This window comes from Flagellimonas marinaquae (assembly GCF_023716465.1).
Lineage (GTDB): Bacteria > Bacteroidota > Bacteroidia > Flavobacteriales > Flavobacteriaceae > Flagellimonas > Flagellimonas alginolytica.
The window spans coordinates 1,640,910-1,661,917 of sequence record NZ_CP092415.1 but is presented as its reverse complement, the minus strand read 5'-3'; the positions used below and the strand labels follow the sequence as shown (position 1 = coordinate 1,661,917).

General features: G+C 42.0%; 24 protein-coding genes. 9 read left to right on the top strand and 15 right to left on the bottom strand.

Features of this window, described 5'->3' with window-relative positions; translation table 11 throughout:
- Nucleotides 1-21 precede the first annotated feature (21 nt).
- Together MJO53_RS07500 and MJO53_RS07495 are read right to left on the bottom strand one after the other, a co-directional pair.
- Nucleotides 22-390, bottom strand: coding sequence for a four helix bundle protein (locus tag MJO53_RS07500; protein WP_252081074.1), 369 nt, complete (start codon nucleotides 388-390; stop codon nucleotides 22-24).
- A 42-nt stretch (nucleotides 391-432) separates the two neighbouring features.
- A complete protein-coding gene (locus MJO53_RS07495; RefSeq protein WP_224835881.1) occupies nucleotides 433-762 on the bottom strand; it encodes a HesB/IscA family protein in 330 nt (109 codons plus the stop codon).
- Between the two features lie 248 nt (nucleotides 763-1,010).
- Between MJO53_RS07495 and thiL the strand changes: the two genes are divergently transcribed.
- Nucleotides 1,011-2,057 carry a thiamine-phosphate kinase gene (gene thiL, locus MJO53_RS07490; protein ID WP_252081073.1) on the top strand — a complete coding sequence of 349 codons (1,047 nt, stop codon included), beginning with the start codon at nucleotides 1,011-1,013 and terminating at the stop codon, nucleotides 2,055-2,057.
- Nucleotides 2,058-2,175: 118 nt separating this feature from the next.
- Here thiL and MJO53_RS07485 read toward each other — a convergent pair whose 3' ends face one another.
- Complete coding sequence (locus tag MJO53_RS07485; protein WP_224835883.1) at nucleotides 2,176-2,430, bottom strand: hypothetical protein; 255 nt, start codon at nucleotides 2,428-2,430, stop codon at nucleotides 2,176-2,178.
- A gap of 243 nt (nucleotides 2,431-2,673) precedes the next feature.
- Between MJO53_RS07485 and brnQ the strand changes: the two genes are divergently transcribed.
- Nucleotides 2,674-3,972: a branched-chain amino acid transport system II carrier protein gene (brnQ, locus tag MJO53_RS07480; RefSeq protein ID WP_252081229.1), complete on the top strand. Its 1,299-nt coding sequence runs from the start codon at nucleotides 2,674-2,676 to the stop codon at nucleotides 3,970-3,972.
- A 4-nt stretch (nucleotides 3,973-3,976) separates the two neighbouring features.
- Here the strand turns inward: brnQ and MJO53_RS07475 are convergent, their stop codons facing one another.
- From MJO53_RS07475 to MJO53_RS07460, 4 genes are all read right to left on the bottom strand, one after another.
- Nucleotides 3,977-4,591: a class I SAM-dependent methyltransferase gene (locus tag MJO53_RS07475; protein ID WP_420485540.1), complete on the bottom strand. Its 615-nt coding sequence runs from the start codon at nucleotides 4,589-4,591 to the stop codon at nucleotides 3,977-3,979.
- Nucleotides 4,588-5,823 carry an alpha/beta hydrolase gene (locus MJO53_RS16940; RefSeq protein ID WP_286037778.1) on the bottom strand — a complete coding sequence of 412 codons (1,236 nt, stop codon included), beginning with the start codon at nucleotides 5,821-5,823 and terminating at the stop codon, nucleotides 4,588-4,590. Before MJO53_RS16940 ends, MJO53_RS07475 begins: the two co-directional genes overlap by 4 nt.
- 125 nt (nucleotides 5,824-5,948) lie before the next feature.
- Entirely contained in the window at nucleotides 5,949-6,122 is a 174-nt protein-coding gene (locus MJO53_RS07465; RefSeq protein WP_224835886.1) for a hypothetical protein, read from the bottom strand.
- Between the two features lie 58 nt (nucleotides 6,123-6,180).
- Nucleotides 6,181-7,473 (bottom strand): aminopeptidase P family protein, encoded by a 1,293-nt coding sequence (locus tag MJO53_RS07460; RefSeq protein ID WP_252081071.1) that lies wholly within the window; start codon nucleotides 7,471-7,473, stop codon nucleotides 6,181-6,183.
- Nucleotides 7,474-7,552: 79 nt separating this feature from the next.
- Between MJO53_RS07460 and MJO53_RS07455 the strand changes: the two genes are divergently transcribed.
- Complete coding sequence (locus MJO53_RS07455; RefSeq protein WP_224835888.1) at nucleotides 7,553-7,942, top strand: DUF2721 domain-containing protein; 390 nt, start codon at nucleotides 7,553-7,555, stop codon at nucleotides 7,940-7,942.
- A gap of 184 nt (nucleotides 7,943-8,126) precedes the next feature.
- Nucleotides 8,127-8,558, top strand: coding sequence for a hypothetical protein (locus tag MJO53_RS07450; RefSeq protein ID WP_224835889.1), 432 nt, complete (start codon nucleotides 8,127-8,129; stop codon nucleotides 8,556-8,558).
- Between the two features lie 14 nt (nucleotides 8,559-8,572).
- Here the strand turns inward: MJO53_RS07450 and MJO53_RS07445 are convergent, their stop codons facing one another.
- Nucleotides 8,573-9,454 carry an ATP-grasp domain-containing protein gene (locus tag MJO53_RS07445; RefSeq protein ID WP_224835890.1) on the bottom strand — a complete coding sequence of 294 codons (882 nt, stop codon included), beginning with the start codon at nucleotides 9,452-9,454 and terminating at the stop codon, nucleotides 8,573-8,575.
- A 168-nt stretch (nucleotides 9,455-9,622) separates the two neighbouring features.
- Here MJO53_RS07445 and MJO53_RS07440 point away from each other — a divergent pair, with 168 nt between their 5' ends.
- The 4 genes from MJO53_RS07440 to MJO53_RS07425 all read left to right on the top strand — a co-directional run bounded on the left by MJO53_RS07440 (nucleotide 9,623) and on the right by MJO53_RS07425 (nucleotide 13,598).
- The gene (locus tag MJO53_RS07440; RefSeq protein ID WP_224836437.1) at nucleotides 9,623-10,291 is read left to right on the top strand and encodes a succinate dehydrogenase cytochrome b subunit; all 669 of its coding nucleotides are present in this window, start codon (nucleotides 9,623-9,625) and stop codon (nucleotides 10,289-10,291) included.
- Nucleotides 10,292-10,293: 2 nt separating this feature from the next.
- Complete coding sequence (locus MJO53_RS07435; RefSeq protein WP_252081070.1) at nucleotides 10,294-12,297, top strand: fumarate reductase/succinate dehydrogenase flavoprotein subunit; 2,004 nt, start codon at nucleotides 10,294-10,296, stop codon at nucleotides 12,295-12,297.
- A 6-nt stretch (nucleotides 12,298-12,303) separates the two neighbouring features.
- Complete coding sequence (locus MJO53_RS07430; RefSeq protein ID WP_224835892.1) at nucleotides 12,304-13,050, top strand: succinate dehydrogenase/fumarate reductase iron-sulfur subunit; 747 nt, start codon at nucleotides 12,304-12,306, stop codon at nucleotides 13,048-13,050.
- Nucleotides 13,051-13,118: 68 nt separating this feature from the next.
- Nucleotides 13,119-13,598, top strand: a complete 480-nt coding sequence (locus MJO53_RS07425; protein ID WP_252081069.1) for a very short patch repair endonuclease — start codon at nucleotides 13,119-13,121, stop codon at nucleotides 13,596-13,598.
- Here the strand turns inward: MJO53_RS07425 and MJO53_RS07420 are convergent.
- Nucleotides 13,582-14,286 (bottom strand): helix-turn-helix domain-containing protein, encoded by a 705-nt coding sequence (locus MJO53_RS07420; RefSeq protein WP_252081068.1) that lies wholly within the window; start codon nucleotides 14,284-14,286, stop codon nucleotides 13,582-13,584. The two genes, MJO53_RS07425 and MJO53_RS07420, sit on opposite strands and share 17 nt — an antisense overlap.
- Nucleotides 14,287-14,425: 139 nt before the next feature.
- Here MJO53_RS07420 and MJO53_RS07415 point away from each other — a divergent pair, with 139 nt between their 5' ends.
- Nucleotides 14,426-14,746, top strand: a complete 321-nt coding sequence (locus tag MJO53_RS07415; RefSeq protein WP_252081067.1) for a hypothetical protein — start codon at nucleotides 14,426-14,428, stop codon at nucleotides 14,744-14,746.
- Here the strand turns inward: MJO53_RS07415 and MJO53_RS07410 are convergent.
- The 6 genes from MJO53_RS07410 to MJO53_RS07385 all read right to left on the bottom strand — a co-directional run bounded on the left by MJO53_RS07410 (nucleotide 14,732) and on the right by MJO53_RS07385 (nucleotide 20,994).
- Nucleotides 14,732-15,250 carry a GNAT family N-acetyltransferase gene (locus MJO53_RS07410; protein WP_252081066.1) on the bottom strand — a complete coding sequence of 173 codons (519 nt, stop codon included), beginning with the start codon at nucleotides 15,248-15,250 and terminating at the stop codon, nucleotides 14,732-14,734. The genes MJO53_RS07415 and MJO53_RS07410 overlap by 15 nt on opposite strands.
- Nucleotides 15,251-15,573: 323 nt before the next feature.
- Nucleotides 15,574-16,227 (bottom strand): 3-oxoacid CoA-transferase subunit B, encoded by a 654-nt coding sequence (locus MJO53_RS07405; RefSeq protein ID WP_252081065.1) that lies wholly within the window; start codon nucleotides 16,225-16,227, stop codon nucleotides 15,574-15,576.
- A gap of 2 nt (nucleotides 16,228-16,229) precedes the next feature.
- Entirely contained in the window at nucleotides 16,230-16,931 is a 702-nt protein-coding gene (locus tag MJO53_RS07400; RefSeq protein WP_252081064.1) for a CoA transferase subunit A, read from the bottom strand.
- Between the two features lie 97 nt (nucleotides 16,932-17,028).
- The gene (locus MJO53_RS07395; protein WP_252081063.1) at nucleotides 17,029-19,353 is read right to left on the bottom strand and encodes a transglycosylase domain-containing protein; all 2,325 of its coding nucleotides are present in this window, start codon (nucleotides 19,351-19,353) and stop codon (nucleotides 17,029-17,031) included.
- Between the two features lie 2 nt (nucleotides 19,354-19,355).
- A complete protein-coding gene (locus MJO53_RS07390; protein WP_252081062.1) occupies nucleotides 19,356-19,844 on the bottom strand; it encodes a gliding motility lipoprotein GldH in 489 nt (162 codons plus the stop codon).
- Entirely contained in the window at nucleotides 19,834-20,994 is a 1,161-nt protein-coding gene (locus tag MJO53_RS07385; RefSeq protein ID WP_224835901.1) for a PSP1 domain-containing protein, read from the bottom strand. The genes MJO53_RS07390 and MJO53_RS07385 overlap by 11 nt, the downstream gene beginning before the upstream one ends.
- Nucleotides 20,995-21,008 lie beyond the last annotated feature (14 nt).

Genomic DNA, 21,008 nt, shown 5'->3' with positions numbered 1-21,008 from the left:
TCTCAGTTAAAAGTCAAAAAGTCAAAGATTGCTTCGCTTTTTAACGTACTTGATATAATTAGCAAGCTGTTTTGAAATGTTGATTACCTGCTTTTTGTAATCGACCAATTCTTCAGCTTTAAAATATCCTACCTCTTCCATTAAGTTAAAAAGATTTCTGATTTCTCCGGCCGAACCTTTGGAGAAATAAAGGAACCTTATCAACTCTTTATCCGTTTCCCTTTCAAATCCTTCCGAAATGTTGTTTGAAATTGAAATGGTAGCTCTTCGTACTTGGTCAACCATTGCAAAATCTTCTTTTAAAGGACTTCTCTTCAATAAATCATAAACTTGGCCAGTAAACTTTATTGTTGTTTTGTAAACTTCCAAGTCTTCAAAAGAGCTGTACATTTATACTTTTACTTTTTTAATGTTTAGCTCTTTTAACTCATTTTATAGTGAAAAACTCTCTCCACATCCACAGGTTCGTTGGGCATTTGGATTATTGAAAACAAAGCCCTTTCCGTTTAAACCTCCGGAATATTCCAATGTGGTGCCCACGAGATACAAAAAGCTTTTTTTATCCACGATAATCCTTACGTTATTATCCTCAAAAACCTTATCTGTATCAGCAGCCGACTTGTCGAACTTTAACTCATAAGACAATCCGCTGCATCCTCCGCTCTTTACACCAACACGCACATAATCTGTGGTCGCATTGAAACCTTCTTCGGTCATGAGCGACACCACTTTATGCCTTGCTGATTCTGAAACCTTAATCATCTTACTTGAATTTAATCTAAATAGCTTACAAATATACTGTATAAGTAGTGTTTTACCATAGCAGCTAACATTATTATAACGAATGATTCCATAGGTGTTCTTTATAGAAAACAGTACCGATAGAGCCATATGGCCCAGCAACCTTGAACTTATAGGCACTAAACAACATGTTTTGCTCAAATTGGACCAAAAAATATTATGTCGCCAACAACACCAAATTATTAGATTATCCTCATTATTTTTGCAAAATGCTAGAAGACAAGAATCAAGAACGTACTGCACTGGAGAAATTGGGTGAATTTGGCCTGATCGAACACCTTACCAAAAATTTCGAACTATCCCAATCTTCAACCATTAAGGGTGTTGGGGACGATGCCGCCGTTATGGATTACAATGGCAAAAAAACAGTGGTTTCCACCGATATGTTGGTGGAAGGAGTTCACTTTGATTTGAGTTATGTGCCCCTTAAACACTTAGGTTATAAATCTGTGATGGTGAACCTATCCGATATCTACGCCATGAACGCCATGGCAACACAAGTTACGGTTTCGTTGGCCATTTCCAACAGGTTTCCCCTCGAAGCCCTGGAAGAGTTTTATGCCGGGGTTGCACTTGCTTGTAAATTGTACAATGTTGATTTGGTAGGTGGCGATACTACATCTTCTACACGCGGAATGATAATAAGCGTTACCGCAATTGGCATTGCCAATGAAAATGACATTGTTTACCGCAAAGGGGGCAAACCAAACGATTTATTGGTAGTGACCGGAGACCTTGGTGGCGCCTACCTGGGACTACAAGTACTTGAACGGGAAAAGGAAGTGTTCAAGGTAAACCCGAACAGCCAACCAGATCTTGAACCCTACTCTTACATCGTGGAGCGACAACTAAAGCCTGAAGCCCGCAAGGACATTGTGGAACTCCTCACGAAATTGGAAGTAAAACCTACTTCCATGATAGATATTAGCGATGGACTATCTTCAGAGGTTCTTCATTTGTGCAAGCACAGTGATTTGGGATGCAATGTTTTTGAGGATAAAATTCCTTTGGACCCCACGGTTATTTCTGCTTCAGAAGAATTTAAAATGGATAGCACCATGATTGCCCTGAGTGGCGGGGAGGATTATGAATTGCTGTTCACCATTGATCAAGCTGATTTTCCAAAAATTAAAGGAAACCCAAATTTAACCGTAATAGGTCACATGACAGAAAAGAATGAGGGGATACATTTGATTACCAGGGCGGAGACCAAAATTCCGATTACGGCGCAGGGCTGGAATTCTTTTGAGAAATAAAAAATCCCGAAAATCAAGATTTCCCTACAACATGGTATTGGGGCACGTAACCAGTAGCAGTAGGTAATTACTTAAGTTTCCGGGATAAGATTTGGGCCTTTTTTAAAAAGAAAAAGGGTTATGCCACTTGGTGCACCACCCTACTTTTTCGTTTTCTGTACATATCTTCCAATGTACTGTTGATTTCTTGCATTTGAGGAGTCAATGCAGATAGTTTTCCGCTGACATCCGTTGTAACCTGTTTTTGGCAATGTACACATTTGTACTCTTTAATGTGTTCTGTTACTTTTTTGGAAACCACATAATGGTGCCCGAACAAACTACAAAAGAAAGAAGATAATTTTTTGCCATGCTGGATAGTAGATGTTTTCATAAGCTGGTTTGTTTGAAGAAAAGCAATGGTTGACGAAATGGGGCTTCGAAAAATGCTTAAATTGGTTACTTGTAATTTTTTGTTATAAGAATATAATTTAGAGGTTACTCTTTTTACTGGAACGGATGTTGATAACTTTTTATTTTATCAATACACCGTTAAAATACTTTTTTCGATGAAATACCAAAAAATCGACTAAAAGACATATTTTTCCGCCAAAAAACGCTTTTGAAAGATACTATATTGAAAACAAATTATCAACAACGCCAGAATAAAAAAACGTTAACTGTAACTGCATTTGCTCTGTTTTCCCTCTTTTTTGGCGCAGGAAATTTGGTTTTGCCACCGCTTTTAGGATACAAATCAGGGAGTTTATGGTGGCTAGTCACCCTAGGTTTCTGTATTTCGGGTGTTCTCATCCCTATTTTAGGAATAATGGCACATGCCAAACTCCAGGGAACCTTGTTCGATTTTGCCAAAAAGGTGTCGCCCATGTTCAGTGCCATATACTGCTACATAATTTATGGCATCGCCATTTCTCTGCCTTCACCAAGAACAGCTTCGGTGACCCACGAAATGGCCATTCAACCATTTTTGGACTCGTCATCACTACTGACCAGTTTGATCTATTTTATTTTGGTATTTATTTTTGCCATAAATCGCTCCAAAATAATGGACCTTTTGGGTAAATTATTGACCCCGGGCATTCTTATTATACTGATCGCGATAATTGCCGCAACGATTTTTTCCCTGGATTTTGACTTTGTAACTTCCGAGATGGAACGCCCTTTTAGTTCCGGGATTTTGGAGGGCTATCAAACCTTTGATGCCATTGGAGCGGTGGTCGTTGGGGCCGTAATCATCATTTCCGTTAACATAAAGGAAAAAACAGCCTCGTTCCAAGAAAAGAAAACTCTTATTGCAAAAGCGGGACTTTGGGCGGGCATTGGGTTGCTTTTGGTTTATGGAGGACTAATTTTAACCGGCGCATTGTTTGGAGGGTCTTTTGATGACGAAATTTCCAGAACCGCACTTTTACGAGGCATTAGCACCGAAACTCTGGGTCAAAAAGCCAACTTTTTCCTAAGTGTATTGGTAAGCTTTGCCTGTTTTACTACAGCCGTGGGCATTGTAACGGGTACGGCAGATTTTATAAAAGGTAGGTTCAACAATTCCATTTTAGCATATCGGGTCACTGCACTTATAAGTTGTTTTCTAGGGATAATGGTGGGGCAATTTAATGTAGGCCATATTATTGCCGTAGCGGTTCCTGCACTTATGTTTATTTATCCCATCACTATTGTATTGATTCTATTGAACGTGATTCCGGAACAATGGAGCTCTTCCAAAGTGTTCAAAAGAGTGGTAAGTGTAACTGTTCTGTTCAGTATTCCCGATTTTTTGGGAAGTGTTGGACTGGGCGATCATATATCCCATTATACCACTTGGATACCTTTTAACGATTATCAATTAGGTTGGGTTCTGCCCAGTTTGGTGGCTTTTTTAATTTCCAACTTGGTTCACGGAAAAAAACAAGCGTAAAGTATTAGCCACCCATTCGTTTAAAGCTACAAAAAGTAAAATTCTGTTTGGTGCCGAAAGGTGTGATATGGTCAAGTGTTCGGCAACTGATTTTTGTGAAATTTTGAAACGTTTCTGCCATTTGAACTTCATTATATTGCTTAATATCCAAGCCACTGCATTTTTTGGGCCCGTTCTCGGAGAACGTGCCTAGAATCAAATAGTCCAAAACAGCTTTTTCTGCCAAATTCACGTAAGCCTGAATCTGATCTTCCTCTGTCAAAAAATGAAATGCCGCCCTATCGTGCCAAACATCATACCTTTCTTCGGGGTAAAAATCAGTGATATCACACTCGACCCATGTTACTTTTCGAGCTTTGTCTCCCAACCTCGATTGAGCTCTTTCAATCGCCTTGCCCGAAATATCAAGAACCGTTATATTTTCAAATCCTTCGTTCAGCAAAAAATCGACCAACTTACCATCTCCTCCGACTACATCAATTATTTTGGCGCTCTTGTCCAAATTAATTGCCTGTATCAATTCGAGTGATGTTTTTGGGACATCTTGGGTCCAGCTGACCTCATCCGGATTTTTTGTCCGATAAACGGTTTCCCAATGATTTTTTCTTTTTTTCATCATTTATAAAAAACAGAATCAAAAAAGGATTTCATTTTTGCAGCGTAAGGGGCACCGTATCTTTCGAAAGTTTTCCTGGTCTGTGCATCCGGTTTCCAATCAAAAAAAGCGTGTCCGGCTCCTTTAACCTCTATGTTCTGAACCGTCTGCCCTTGCTCCTTTAATTCTTGAACGTATGGTTGCACTACGTTCTTGGTGACCAAGCCATCCTCGGTCCCTCTGACCATAAAATGTGGTATGGCCCTATGGGCACTGCTCGGAACATGGGCAACCGGAGATATGGCATCTAAATATCCTTGATCCTCCTGGCGAATAAATGGTTTAAAATCCGAGGCACTAAAAAGGCCATAACTCGGCGCCGCTACTTTTATTGCTCCCATAATCCGTGAACGGACTTCTTCCATACTTTTTCCCTTGGGAATATAAGTTGGAGCAAACTGATAGACACCATCGGCAATGCCAAAACCACCATCCCCGATCAACGAACATAATACTGCCGCTGAGGCCGACAAATGTCCTCCCGCACTATCTCCCGTTACTGCAATGCGATCGGGGTCCCCGCCATATTTGGTAGCATGCTCCTGTATATGTGCAATTGCCCCGAACACATCTTCAATCAGTTGGTGCATTGAATTGGCCTCAGTATCCCCATCCAAATTGTTTATCCAGCGATAATCGATACTAAAAACAACATATCGATCGTCTTTTGCCAATTCCCTTGCCAAACCCCTCATAATATCTTCGTTGTTGGCAGACCATCCACCTCCATGTACAATAATGACCATAGGCAATTTATGTGCCCCCTTAGGCGAAAACACATCATATTTTAAAGGTTTTTTGCCCGGTCGGGCATAGACTACATCATGGGTAACGTTGAGGTTTTCCACCAAACTGTTTTTCACAAAAACTGCTCCCAAATCCAAATCCCTGTCCACGGTTATCTTCATGGTAGGCTCAAAGCTCTCTACACTCAACGTACCCCAAGGCCCGCCCTTAAAGGTATAATAAATCGCATCCAAACTATATCCTGCCGTTGCCGTTGCCGTTACGGTAAGTTCCGTACCGGAAAGCACTATTCCATCTGCAGGTATTTCCGGGGAAACCACATAAGAGCCATGTTCCGAAGGAACCTGCGTAACCTTAAAGGCTTTTTGGACGACCATTGTATTTGGATTGGCGTACGCTGTATAAGCGAAAGCAAAAAGCAATGAAAAAATATAAGTTGTTCTGGACATTTTTTATACGATAAATTGCGAAAACCTAAGTTAAGCGAATCCAACAAAGGTCGCAAGTCCAGCACCATATATAAACCCGTAGTTTAAGGTTTATAAGAAAAGGTATTGTTATGGGATTGCCTCAGCTAGTCGGAACCGCGGTTCTTTTTGTTGTAATAGTATATGGCATAAGCAATTCCTGCCAATACCACAAAAGGGAGGTAACTCCCGATCACCACACCTATTTCGTATGCGCTATCGGGAGCTTCCTTAATTTTTTGTTCAATGTTGGATTGTTGAATCGACCAGAATAGATTCATATACATCGTGTTTAAAAAAGGGGTGTCACAGCAATTTATATTTGCTTAAATTGACACATTAACTATTCATCAATTCTTCTATCTCTTCGATTTCTATTGGGATGTTGCGCATTAAATTGAACGGTTCTCCTTTTTCTTGTATAACCACATCATCCTCCAAACGAATGCCCATACCCTCTGCTGGAATGTAGATACCAGGTTCTACCGTAAATACCATATTGGCCTTCATCGGAGTTTTTAACTCTCCATAATCATGTGTGTTAAGTCCTATGTGGTGACTGGTACCGTGCATAAAGTATTTTTTATACGCTGGCCATTCGGAATCTTCGTTCTGCACATCTGCTTTATCCAATAGTCCTAGCCCCAAGAGTTCCAAGGTCATAAGCTTTCCAACTTCTTTATGATATTCGGCCCAAATGGTCCCGGGCACCAACATTTTTGTAGCTTCATCCTTTACTCGGAGAACGGCACGGTATACCTCTTTTTGTCTTTCGGTAAACTTACCACTAACCGGTATGGTCCGCGTCATGTCACTGGAATAGTTGGCGTACTCAGCGGCTAGATCCATCAAAATTAAATCACCTGCCTTGGTTTGTTGGTTATTCTCGATATAGTGCAATACGTTGGCATTCCCACCAGATGCTATAATAGGACTGTAGGCAAATCCTTTTGATCGATTTCGGATAAATTCGTGCAGGTATTCTGCCTCGATCTCGTGTTCCCAAACGCCCGGCCTTACAAAGCCAAGTACTCGTCTAAACCCTTTTTCGGTAATATCGCAAGCTCTTTGCATTATTGCTATTTCCTCGGGTTCCTTGACCCCGCGGATTTTTTGTAGGATGGGGTTGCTCTTCGCCCATTGGTGCGCCGGATATTCTTTTTTTACCTTTTCTATAAAACGGTCTTCCCGGGTTTGGGTTTCCACCGCTTGCCTGTAGTGTTCGTTGGTATTAAAATAAATGGTATCGGCCTCGGTCATCAGATCAAAGAATATCTTGTCAAAATCCGAAAGCCAATAAATGGTTTCTATGCCCGACACTTCGGTCGCTTTTTCTTTGGTCAGCTTTGCCCCTTCCCACACCGCAATATGATCATTGGTCTCCCTAACAAATAAAATCTCCCTGTGTTTGGGATCCATTGCGTCCGGAAAAAGCAACAGAACGGTCTCTTCTTGGTCGGCACCGCTCAGATAAAAAATATCCCGATCTTGCTCAAAAGGAAGGGTGCTATCTGCGCCAATGGGGTAAATATCGTTAGAATTGAATACTGCAATACTTTTGGGCCTCATGTATGCCGTGAACTTTTTACGGTTCTTTACAAAAAGTTTGCTGTCTATTTGATCGTATTTCATATCTATATTTTGATTTGCTCAAATTTAGGTAATTGCCATACCGATGACAAATTCTTACCTTACCTTTCAAATTAAAACTATGCAGCTCAGCCTAAGTATTCCAGCTCTACTTTTTCCTGCCATTTCGTTGACCATGTTGGCATACAACGCCCGTTATTTGGCCATTGCCGCTTTAATTCGGCAATTGCACAAACAATTCGAGGAAACCTCCGCCCAACCCCTTAAGCAACAGATCAACCAATTACGCTCCCGTTTGGGCATAATTAAGAATATGCAGGCCTCTGCGATAGTCAGTTTTTTATTGTCAGCGATAACCATGTTTTTAATTTATGTGGAAATGCAGGTCTGGGCCAATGTAATATTTGGCATAAGCTTGGTCTTTTTAATGATTTCCTTGGTACTCTCCCTTTTAGAAGTTCAACTTTCCACAAAAGCGTTGGGCATTCAATTGGAGAATATGGAAAAATAATAAGGGTTTTTAACGGTGTTTGTAGGAATACTTCTTTTTGGCAAAAAAAGGTCGATTTTCCCGTCAATTGAAACGGCCGATACACCAACCAACAAGGGGCATCGGTAAAATAGCGCCATTGATAACCTATGCTTGACTCTATTTTTGATGAAGACATGGATTCATCAAAAAAAGAACAGTTTTTATGCAGAGCGTTAAAGAGTTGGAGTTTTTTAAAAACATCCGGGAGATCAGGGAATACGAATTTGGCATATTTTATTTTTTTGACGGTTTGGTCATCTCCGAAATGAAAGAGGGTGCAATTTTTAATTGGGATATTGCCGAAAAGATCATCCTAGTTGCCTACCAAGTTTTAGGAAAGGACAAGCCCATTGCCTATATCAGCAATCGAATCAACGATTACTCCGTTGTTCCCACCGATTGGTTAAAGTTTTACAAACATCGGCATCGATTGGAGCATTACTCCATTGTTGCCTATAACAAAAGTGGATTGGCCAGTGTAGTGTTGGAGCGAATGTTCTTTCGTCATAAAATCCGTCAATTTTCCAATCTGGAAAACGCCATTAAATTTAGTCTGTCCAAAGTTTCGGGTAAAGAAATCGACCTATCTGCATAAAAAAGCTACTGCCATTATCGCTTACCATTTTTCTCCACGTACCGAACGATTGCCTTGGCCACATTTACACCTGTGGCAGATTCGATTCCCTTGAGCCCGGGCGAAGCATTGACCTCTATCAACAAGGGACCACTTTTGGATCTGATCAGATCAACTCCCGCCACCCCAAGTCCCAAATGTTTGGTCGCATTCAAGGCCATATACTTTTCTCGCGGTGTTAGTTGCACCTTTTGTATCTCTGCTCCCCTGTGCACATTAGATCTAAAATCGTCCAGTCCACTGGTCCTTTTCATGCTGGCCACAATTTTATTGCCCACCACGATTATTCTTAAATCTTCCCCGTTTGCCTCCTGTATAAATTCCTGCAACAAAATACTAGTATTCATATTATACAAAGTATCGATCACGGATTTTGCGGACTTTTTGCTTTCTGCCAAAATAACCCCCTTGCCTTGGGTCCCCTCTTGTAGTTTTATAATTACGGGAGCTCCGCCCAGCAATTCGATTTGATCTTCTACATTGTTGGGATTGATGGAAAATACCGTTTTGGGAATTGAAATTCCTTTTTTGGACATCAACTGGAGGGTGGCCACTTTGTTTCTTGCTTTTAGTATGCCAAGGGATTTTGCGGTACTGAACACATGGTTCAATTCGAATTGTTTTACGATCGCTGCACCATGCCTAGTAACCGTAGTGCCGATTCTCGGCACAACGGCATCGAACTCATCCGTAATGTTCTCGGATTCGAAAAAAATCTGAGGTCTTTCCCCGCTCAAAAGCACGGAACATTTAGTGTGATCAATATGCTCAACATAGTGTCCCGCTTTTTCGAACTCCTCCGCGATTCTCGCTGTGGAATACACGTTTAGACTTACGGAAAGCAGGGCAATGTCCATGTTTTACATTGGTTTGATAATCAATCCCAATATCGGTTAAAAATCCGAAAAATAAATCCTGAAGGGTTAAATCCCAGTAGCTTAAAATGAGTCTAAATAACCTGTTTTGCGTTGTTGAAAGCTTGTTAAAAACTCATCCGTGCCGTAAATTTGTGTAAAAACTAACTTCTGATGAGTTTGATTAAATCTTCGTTGGCCAGAAAATATGTGATGGCCCTATCGGGTCTTTTTTTGGTCATATTTTTGATTCTACACGTGACCATCAACTTGGCCTCGGTATTTTCCCCGGAATTTTTTAATGAAGCATCCCATTTTATGGGCTATAACCCAATAGTCCAATTTTTGATGCAACCTATTTTGATCATTGGTGTGATTGTGCACTTTGTGATGGGCTTTGTTTTGGAAATCCAGAACAAAAAAGCAAGGGATGTTCGTTATGTAAAGTACAAGGGCAGTGCCAATGCTCCATGGGTTTCCAGAAACATGATCTACTCCGGCCTGGTAATCCTTGCCTTTTTGGCCTTGCACTTTTATGACTTTTGGGTACACGAAATGGCTTACAAGTACATTGAGGCCAACCCTGAGGACCCAACACGTTACTATGGAGAAACCGTGGAGAAATTCGCTCCTTTCTGGAGGACCATTCTTTACGTTATTTCCTTTGTTCTGCTCAGCTTGCACTTGTGGCATGGCTTTGCTTCATCCTTCCAATCCATGGGTGCAAACAACAAATACACCGTTGGATTCACAAAATTTGCTAAAATATTTGCGGTAGTGGTACCCCTGGCATTTGCATTTATCGCCATATACCACCACCTTAACCCAATAACACATTAAGTATGGGCATATTGGACTCTAAAATTCCATCTGGGCCATTGGCCGATAAATGGACCAAGCATAAAAACGACATCAACCTGGTTAACCCTGCCAACAAAAGGAACATCGACGTTATTGTTGTTGGAACAGGACTTGCCGGTGGTGCCGCAGCAGCAACTTTGGCCGAGCTGGGTTACAATGTAAAAACATTCTGCTACCAAGATTCACCCCGAAGGGCACACTCTATTGCTGCCCAAGGAGGTATCAATGCGGCAAAAAATTATCAAGGAGATGGTGACAGCAATTATCGTCTTTTTTACGACACTATAAAAGGTGGCGACTACCGTTCCCGCGAAGCCAACGTTTATCGATTGGCAGAAGTATCCGGCAACATTATAGACCAATGTGTGGCACAAGGGGTTCCTTTTGCCCGTGAGTACGGCGGAATGTTGGACAACCGTTCTTTTGGTGGAGTATTGGTATCCAGAACTTTTTACGCCAAAGGACAAACTGGACAACAATTATTGCTCGGTGCTTATTCCGCAATGAACCGCCAGATAAACCGTGGTAAGATCCAAGCCTACAACCGTCACGAAATGATGGACTTGGTATTGGTGGACGGAAAAGCAAGAGGAATCATTGCCCGGGATTTGGTTTCTGGCGAAATTGAAAGGCACAGTGCACATGCCGTTGTTCTGGCAACCGGGGGATACGGAAATGTTTTCTTCCTTTCTACCAATGCCATGGGAAGTAACGTAATGGCCGCTTGGAGAGCACACCGTAAAGGAGCATTCTTTGCCAATCCATGTTTTACCCAGATCCACCCGACTTGTATTCCTGTTTCTGGCGATCATCAATCCAAATTGACCTTGATGTCGGAGTCACTTAGAAATGACGGGCGTATTTGGGTGCCTAAGAAAAAGGAGGATGCCATCGCCATTCGCGAAGGAAGGCTAAAGCCTACCGAACTGGCCGAAGAAGATCGCGATTATTATTTGGAAAGAAGATACCCTGCCTTTGGTAATCTGGTTCCAAGGGATGTGGCATCCAGAGCGGCCAAAGAGCGTTGCGATGCAGGTTTCGGTGTAAATAAGACCGGTGAAGCCGTATTCTTGGATTTTGCAGCGGCCATCGAACGATATGGAAAAGAAAAGGCACTGACTTCTGGGATCAAGAATCCCGATAAGGCCACAATCACCAAACTTGGTGAAGAGGTCGTCGAGGCCAAATACGGTAACCTTTTCCAGATGTATGAAAAAATTGTGGACCAGAATCCATATAAGACCCCAATGATGATCTATCCAGCGGTACACTATACCATGGGAGGTCTTTGGGTGGATTACAATTTACAAACCACAATTCCCGGTTGCTATTGCGCCGGAGAGGCCAACTTTAGTGACCACGGAGCCAACCGTTTGGGAGCCTCTGCCCTAATGCAAGGTCTTGCCGACGGTTACTTTGTGCTGCCATATACCATCGGGGATTATTTGTCCGACGACATTAGAACGGGAGCTATTCCAACAGATTCCAAGGAGTTCGAAGAGGCAGAGCAACAAGTACGAGACCGAATGGAAAAATTGATGGGCGGTTCTGGAATCCATTCCGTGGACTACTATCATAAAAAGCTGGGCAAGATCATGTGGAACAAATGTGGCATGGCCCGTAATGAAAAAGAATTGAAAGAAGCTATCGAGGAAATTTCCGCCCTTAGAAAAGATTTCTGGGAAAACGTGAAGGTTACCGGAACCATGGATTCCAAAAACCAGGAGCTAGAAAAAGCTGGACGGGTTGCCGATTTCTTGGAATTGGGCGAACTTTTCGCAAAGGACGCCTTGCACCGAAACGAGTCTTGTGGAGGTCACTTCCGCGAAGAGTACCAGACCCCAGAGGGTGAGGCTCTCCGAGACGATGAGAACTTTAAGTATGTGGCCGCCTGGGAATACGTGGGCGAGCCCAAAGACGCCAAATTGCACAAAGAGGATTTGGTATACGAGAATATTGAACTGAAGACAAGATCCTACAAATAAGAAACTATGAAATTATATCTAAAAATATGGCGTCAAAAAGACGCATCCACCCCCGGAAAAATAGTGGATTATACCCTTGATGGTGTAGAAGGTGATATGTCTTTCTTGGAGATGTTGGATATTTTGAACGAAGAACTGGTCTCCAAAGGAGAGGAGCCTGTTGAATTTGATCACGATTGCAGGGAAGGTATATGTGGAACATGTTCCCTGCAAATTAACGGCGAACCCCATGGTCCCGATAGACTGATTACCACTTGCCAGTTACACATGCGTAAATTTAACGATGGTGACACCATTGTTATTGAGCCGTTTCGTGCCAAGGCATTTCCCGTGATCAAAGATTTGATCGTGGACCGTAGTGCCTTTGACCGTATTCAACAAGCTGGTGGGTATATTTCCGTTAATACTTCTGGAAACACCATAGACGCCAATGCGATTCCTATTAACAAACATGCTGCGGACGAAGCCATGGATGCTGCAACCTGTATTGGCTGTGGAGCGTGTGTTGCTGCTTGTAAAAATGCGAGCGCCATGTTGTTCACATCTGCAAAGGTTTCGCAATTTGCATTGTTGCCACAAGGTAGAGTGGAAGCCGTGGAGCGTGTACAGAACATGGTTCGCCAGATGGATCTGGAAGGCTTTGGTAACTGCACCAACACAGGAGCATGCGAAGTGGAATGTCCTAAAGGTATTTCCTTGACGAACATTGCACGTATGAACCGTGAGTATTTATCCGCTTCGTTAAAAGGATAAACACAATACATTTTAATACTCGAGACCCAAATTCCAATAGGAGTTTGGGTTTTTTGTTATCTTGGAGTATGCCCAAAGAATACCCAACAGAGCGCATAAAAGTCCCTCGGTTCAATGAGGAGTCCGGTTTTTACACCACCCCTGAGCGTTCCAAGATCATGGGGAAAATCCGGGGCAAGAACACAAAGCCAGAACTAGCCTTTAGAAGAGCTCTGTGGCAAGCGGGCTACCGATACCGTATCGACTACAAAAAGCTCATAGGAAAACCCGATATAGCCCTTAAAAAGTACAAGACCGTTATATTTATTGATGGCGAATATTGGCACGGTTATAATTGGGAAGAACGCAAGCAAAAAATCAAGACCAACCGAGATTTCTGGATTCCCAAAATTGAACGGAACATACAACGTGATCAAGAGGTGAACCATGCCCTGAAGGAAAAAGGATATACCGTGTTCCGGTTTTGGGAAAGCGAGATTAAGAAAAACTTGGATGAATGCCTTGGCCTAGTCCTAGACCATTTAAAAAGTATCAAAACTGCTTCTTAACGATTTTGAATACCTGTAACACATCATCCAAAGGCAATTCAAAGTCCTTAAATTCGGGCGATTTGTTCAAATTATGACACTGGAGCGATTTATTGATCTTATTAAACCCTGTAAGCTGTTTACAGATAATTCTATCCGAACAAACCAATACATATGATTGGTTCCAAGAGGTCGGACGGCTTTTTGTAAACGACTCCTTTTTTACTTCCAAGCCTAGCACGTATGCCTTGTTCGGAATTGAGTTGGACGTACCATCGTTCATGGAATCCCCGGAAATTTCAAAAATTCGATGGGGTTCGTCGGTTAAAAAATCAATTACAAAACCGCCTTGGAACGGATTGGTCAAACTAGTGCTCTGAAGACTTTCGATATATTTTCTGTGCCACTCGACCAATACCAGAGGGGCCATTACCAAATATTTACCGTGCTCCAATGGGTAGAAAACGCTGCCGTGCTTGGTAAACGGCTGTCGTTTGGTGTACGCCTCGCCCATATCGTTGACTTCGTGCATGTAGAGTTCTGCAATGGTAAGCCCAAAATACTCGGCAATCTTTGTTAAATTTTTGATCGGGATATTCGCATCTTTGCGTTCGTAGAGCTGAATAGTGCGCAGACTTACACCAATTTCTTTCCCCAATTGTGATTGGCTAATATTATTTTTTCTTCGTAACTGCTTAATTATATACATTTATTTCTATATTGTGTAATATTGTTACGCAATACGCACTTAACGCAGCAATTTATCTAGTTTTCTGTAATTGGGTTACAAGCCAAATATAGAAAATAGGTTTCGACCCCAACATATTATTATTTAACACGACTTATGTATGGGATCAATTAAAGGGCTTGGGCCCATTGTAAAAACCGAACTGATTTTTAGAGATGAAGATTATGGAAAGCCTATTAACGAAAGGCTTTCCATTGTACTTCGACGAAACACCACAAAAAACGATTTTGCCAATATTGCCATTAAAAGCAATGTTAGCTTTTCTACCATTAGAGATGTGGTTTACCGGACCAATAGCTTAACCAAACTAAATGCTTATGCAATTTCGTTGCTTATCCATGCTGCTTTCGAGAATTCTTTTGCGTACAAGTTACAAGCAGAGGGGGATATTCTGTTTCTGGGAGATTTATTGAATCTCTAATCGCAACAACCAATCGGTTTGTTCATCTGTTCCTATAAAGTATGGGTGTTCTCCGAACTTTACAAATCCATGGTTCTGATAAAAACGTATGGCCTTTGGGTTATGCTCCCAGACACCCAGCCAAATATATTGCTTGTGCATTTCTTTGGCCTTTTCGGCAATTCGTTTAAGCATCCGTGAGCCAATCTTTTTGCCTTGATGTTCATTGAGCACATAAATACGTTCAATCTCGAGAGCTTTGGGGTCTTGTACATCCGATTGGGCAGATTCAACATTTAGTTTAAAGTATCCTACCAATTCTTGGCCATCGTATACAAAATAAAAAAATGTGTTTTTATTGGAAAGTTCTTTGGCCAATTGTTTGGATCCAAATGCCTTTTGAAGATAGGTACGAAAGTCATGTGGATCATTGTCCTTTTCAAAAGCATCTGAAAATGTGATTTTGGAAAGTTGTACCAGAGAGTCTAGGTCCGTACTATCACATTGTCGAAAATAAAGTGCCATTCCATCTAAATTACATCTCAAAATACCATAAAAAAAGAGCCTAACACGATGTTGGCTCCAATTTTTTCAGGGGGATGAATACTGACCTATAGCATAAAAAGCTTCTTGATCAATAACATAAAACCTGTAAAAAAATCGTTTCTGTAAACTTGTACGTTCTCGTTCATCGTGGTGTTTGATTTTAGTGCCATGGTTAATAGGTTTTAACGGTGTTAATTTGGGTAAAAATTTCGATATAACCAAATATATAATCGATGAACTGCCTGTAAAAACTATTGTTGTGTAATCTCTTTTTTTTGTTGTAAAATTGCGATTGATTCGATTCAAATATTCATTTCGGGAATATCTCCTTCCACAATCAACTCTCCCTCAGTAGCTTTCTTGATTTCTTCCACCGAAACACCGGGAGCCCTCTCCAATAATTTGAACCCTTTTGGCGTCACCTCGAGCACCGCAAGGTTGGTCACTATTTTTTTTACGCATCCTACACCTGTCAACGGCAGTGTGCAGCGTTTTAACAGTTTTGATTCCCCTGCTCTGTTGGTATGCATCATAGCTACGATGATATTTTCCGCCGATGCCACCAAATCCATGGCGCCTCCCATTCCCTTGACCATTTTACCGGGAATTTTCCAATTGGCAATATCCCCGTTTTCGGCCACTTCCATAGCTCCAAGAATGGTGAGGTGTACATGTTGTCCACGGATCATTCCAAAACTAAGTGCAGAATCAAAAAATGAAGCTCCGGGCAATGTGGTAATGGTCTGTTTTCCTGCATTAATGATATCGGCATCTTCCTCTCCTTCAAAAGGAAAAGGCCCCATACCGAGTACACCGTTCTCACTTTGAAACTCTACACTGATATCATCGCGTACAAAATTGGCCACCAGGGTTGGGATTCCAATCCCTAGATTCACATAATACCCGTCTTTGACCTCTTTTGCGATGCGTTTTGCAATTCCATTCTTTTCCAACATAACTATGCTTTCTGTCTTACGGTTCTTTGTTCAATTCGTTTTTCAAATTTTTCACCTTGGAAGATTCGTTGTACAAATATTCCCGGAATGTGGATTTGATTAGGGTCCAAGCTTCCTGCAGGAAGCAGCTCCTCCACTTCTGCGACGGTAATGGTCGCAGCTCCACACATGCATGGATTAAAATTTCTTGCGGTTCCTTTGAATATAAGGTTTCCCGCCTCATCGCCTTTCCAAGCTTTCACAAATGAAAAATCGGCCTTAAAGGCGGGTTCCAGCACATACATTTTGCCATCGAACTCCCTAGTTTCCTTTCCTTCGGCAACTTCGGTACCATAACCTGCCGGAGTATAGAACGCAGGGAATCCGGCTTGGGCTGCCCGACATTTTTCTGCCAGGGTGCCCTGTGGTGTCAATTCCACTTCGAGCTCTCCACTGAGCATTTGACGCTCGAACTCATCATTCTCTCCTACATAGGAAGATATCATTTTTTTAATTTGATGTTTTTGCAACAACAGGCCAAGCCCAAAGTCATCTACACCAGCATTGTTCGAGATACAGGTAATGTCCTTAATGCCCAAACGTACCAGTTCGCCAATTGCATTTTCCGGAATGCCACATAGGCCAAATCCGCCCAACATAAATGTCATACCGTCCTTAACACCATGTAAAGCTTCGGCAACATTCGCAACTGTTTTATTGATCATGCATTTCGTATTTATGATTGCCTGAAATTACGATTTAAATAAAAAAGCCCCAAGCAAATTATGATATGCTTGGGGCTTTCTTTTAAATTATTTCCAGTTAGAAGTCCAAATCGTCCAAATCGTCGTCAGTATCAATATCTTCCTCTTCTTTTTGCTTGGAACAATCCACATTTATGGATAAGTCCTCCGGCTCTTCAAATGCATCTTGCGACACTCCCAGTTCTTCGTTGGCATAATTCTTTTTCATGTACAAGGCCCAAATAGGCAATGCCATCGCAGCACCCTGACCGTAAGCCAAACGATTGAAATGGATAGATCTTTCCTCTCCGCCTACCCAAACACCGGTCACCAAGTTGGGTACCATTCCCATAAACCAACCATCACTTTGGTTCTGTGTGGTCCCTGTTTTACCAGCTATGGGATTATACAGCTTGTATGGATAACCCGTTACAACTTCTTTGTAAACTGTATTATTTACTCCATATGTATGTCTAAGCCTTCCGCCCGATCCGGCTTCGGTAACGCCTTGCAATAGGTTAACTACTGCATAGGCCACATCTTTGCTCAGCACATCCTTAGTTTCTGGTGTATATTCATAAAGCACGGTTCCATTCCTATCTTCTATACGGGTAACCATTACGGGCTTAACGTACACACCTTGATTGGCAAATGTTCCAAAGGCCCCTACCATTTCATAAACGGATACATCCGGTGTTCCCAGCGCAATGGAAGGCACTTCGGGAATTTCTTTGGTAATCCCCATGCTTTTCGCAATTGAAACCACCGCACCCGGGCCCACTCTATCTATAAGTTGAGCTGTTATTGTGTTTACCGAGTTCGCCAGAGCGTTCTTTAGGGTCATATCTTCCCCAGAGTATTTGCCATCGGCATTTTTTGGGGTCCAGGCTTCCATGTTTCCATGTTTTCCTGGCTCAATACTATACTGATTGTCCGGCAAGGTATAGCAAGGCGAATAACGCAACTGATCAATGGCCGCTGCATACACGAAAGGCTTGAACAAAGAACCTGCTTGCCTTGCTCCCTGTATCACATTATCATATTGGAAATGCTTGTAATCTATTCCTCCGACCCATGCTTTTACATGACCAGTTTGTGGCTCCATGGACATCATCGCGGTTCGCAAAAAGGTTTTATAGTACCTGATTGAGTCCAGTGGGGTCATTATGGTATCCTTCTCGTAGGAATCACTGTTCCAATCAAACACGGTCATTTCCGCCTTTTTGTGGAAAGTGGCTTCAATATCTTTATCCGACAGTCCCTCGCGTTTTAGATGACGCCACCTTGCAGAGCGTTTCATGGCGTTTCGCATTATGGTGTCCACAGCGCCTTTACTGATGTCCAAAAATGGTGTAGTAGGGTTGCGCTCGGGCGTATTTTGGTTAAAGAACTCGGCCTGAAGGTTTTTCATGTGTTCCTGTACCGCTTCTTCTGCATTTTTTTGCATTCTGGAATCTACGGTCGTGTAAACTTTTAACCCATCCAAATAGATATTATACTTTTCACCATCGGGCTTTGGGTTGTCCTCTACCCATCGGTTCAACCAGCGTTGCATGTACATTCTAAAATAGGTGGCCAAACCTTCCCTGTGTGATTCTGGGTTAAAATTGATTTTCATCTCCAAGCTTTGGAGTGAGTCTTTCTCCTTTTCCGAGATGTATCCATATTTTGCCATTTGGCCCAACACGGTGTTTCTTCGGTTGAACACCAATTCTTCTCTTCGTATGGGATTGTATAGCGATGAATTTTTGAGCATTCCTACCAAAACGGCAGATTCTTCTGTTTTTAGCTCTGTTGGTTCTTTTCCAAAATAGATTCTGGCCGCGGAACGGATACCATCGGCATTGTAGTTAAAATCATAAATGTTCAAGTACATGGCTATGATCTCCTCTTTGGTATAGTTCCTTTCCAGACGGGTGGCTATGACCCACTCCTTTATTTTTTGGGTAACGGCTTCGAAAAGGTTTCTGGATCTTACCCCCACAAAAAGCTGACGTGCCAATTGTTGAGAAATGGTACTTGCACCTCCTTTGGATCCCAGATAGGCCAATGCTCTGGCAAATCCCCTGGCATCGATTCCTGAATGATCATAATACCTGGCATCCTCTGTTGCAACTAATGCGTCCACAATATTTTGAGGCAAGGTCTCATAATCCACCCATGTACGGTTGTCATCCAAATAGAGCTTACCCAAGGTTTCGCCATCCGCTGAAATGAATTCCGTGGCCAGATTGGTCTCGGGGTTTTCCAATCGTTCAAAAGTGGGCATTTCGCCAAACGCGCCCCAAGAGGCCAATTGAAAAATAAGAACAACGGAAAGTATTCCTATTGCGAATACAATCCAAAACCACTTAATAAAAGGTCGAAAATTTTGTTGCTGTTTTTTTTGACGCTTTTTTGCCATTATTATTTGGGTGCTTTTTCTATTTCCAAACCAACATCTGTTACTCCTTCCAAAATATGGAGTCCTTCCACATTGCCATTTTTGCGCATGGCGTGCGAAACATTCACTTTATATACGCCAGATTCCGAAAAATCGATCATTTCCTTGTACCAAAGTTTATTTTCCTTTACGCTTCCCATTCCCTTTCCCAACCATTCTCCACTGGGTTCCGCCATTCTATATTCCAACGTATCCTTAATTGTGTTGCCGTTTGGATACTCTAACTCGGTAATTAAGAATAAATTGCTAAAAGGATAAGAATCATCATTTCTAATATTGATGAACAGGTTGTATGTCTGCGTGGAATCAAGTCCGGAGAATTCAAAATCCACTTTTTTATCGAGCTCCCACTTTCCTTCCTTGATTGGCCGATAATCGGAATACACCAACAACTCATTGCAAGAAGATAGGGTCACTACTGCAATAAGAAGCAACAAAAATTTATTTCGCATTGGATGATGCTTTAGGTTTTGGCTTTCTTCGCTTTTTATTTCTTCGTTTTTTCTTTTTGGGCCTATCGAATCGGGTAAGACTGTCTTGACCGACCACGTTCTCGAAGGTTGTTTTCTCTTCGATCACATTGTCGGCAGCATACTCCTCGAGACTTGCCACTTTTTGATTTTTTTTGTTCAGTTCCAAAATTTCCAACACTTGATCTTTGGTCAAAGTGTGCCAAATTGCAGGTTCGTCCTTGTATGAAAACCAGAGCTTTTCTTTAAAAATATCGGCTTTCTGACAAAAGGCCAGGCCCTTGTTTGTTTTTAGCTTACAGTCCGACGAAGGAAAGTTTTTTAGGGCTTCGAGATACATGTCGAGCTCATAGTTGAGACAACATTTTAGCTTGCCACATTGACCTGCCAATTTTTGGGGGTTCAAGGCAAGCTGTTGGTAGCGCGCAGAGGCGGTACTCACCGATCTAAAATCTGTCAACCAAGTGGAGCAGCAAAGTTCACGCCCACAGGAACCGATTCCTCCCAAACGTTGTGCTTCTTGCCTGTAGCCGATTTGGCGCATCTCTATTCTGATACCAAAGGCTTTGGCCATGTCCTTGATCAATTGTCTAAAGTCCACACGATCTTCTGCCGTGTAATAGAAGGTAGCTTTGGAACCATCGCCTTGGAACTCCACATCGCTCAGTTTCATCTGAAGTTTAAGCGATATGGCAATCTCACGGGAACGCTTTTTGATTTCTTCTTCCTTGTCCCTACATTTTTGCCAAATATCAATATCCCTTTGTGAAGCTTTTCTATAGATCTTTGGAATATTCTTGTCCTCTGGTGAAACTTTTTTGCGTTTCATTTGAATACGCACCAGTTCACCGGTCAATGTAACCACACCAACATCGTGACCGGACTTGGCCTGAGTGGCCACAACATCACCTATGGACAATTGAAGATTGTCCGAGTTCCGATAAAATTCTTTTCTGCTATTTTTAAAACGTACCTCAACGCAATCAAAGGGTTTTTGACCGTTGGGCAACGACATATTGGAAAGCCAATCAAAGACTGTTAGCTTGTTACAACCATCTGTGCCGCAAGTTCCATTGTTCTTGCAACCACGCGGTTGTCCATCCTTGCCGGTTGAACAACTGCTACACGCCATATTTAATATCTTGA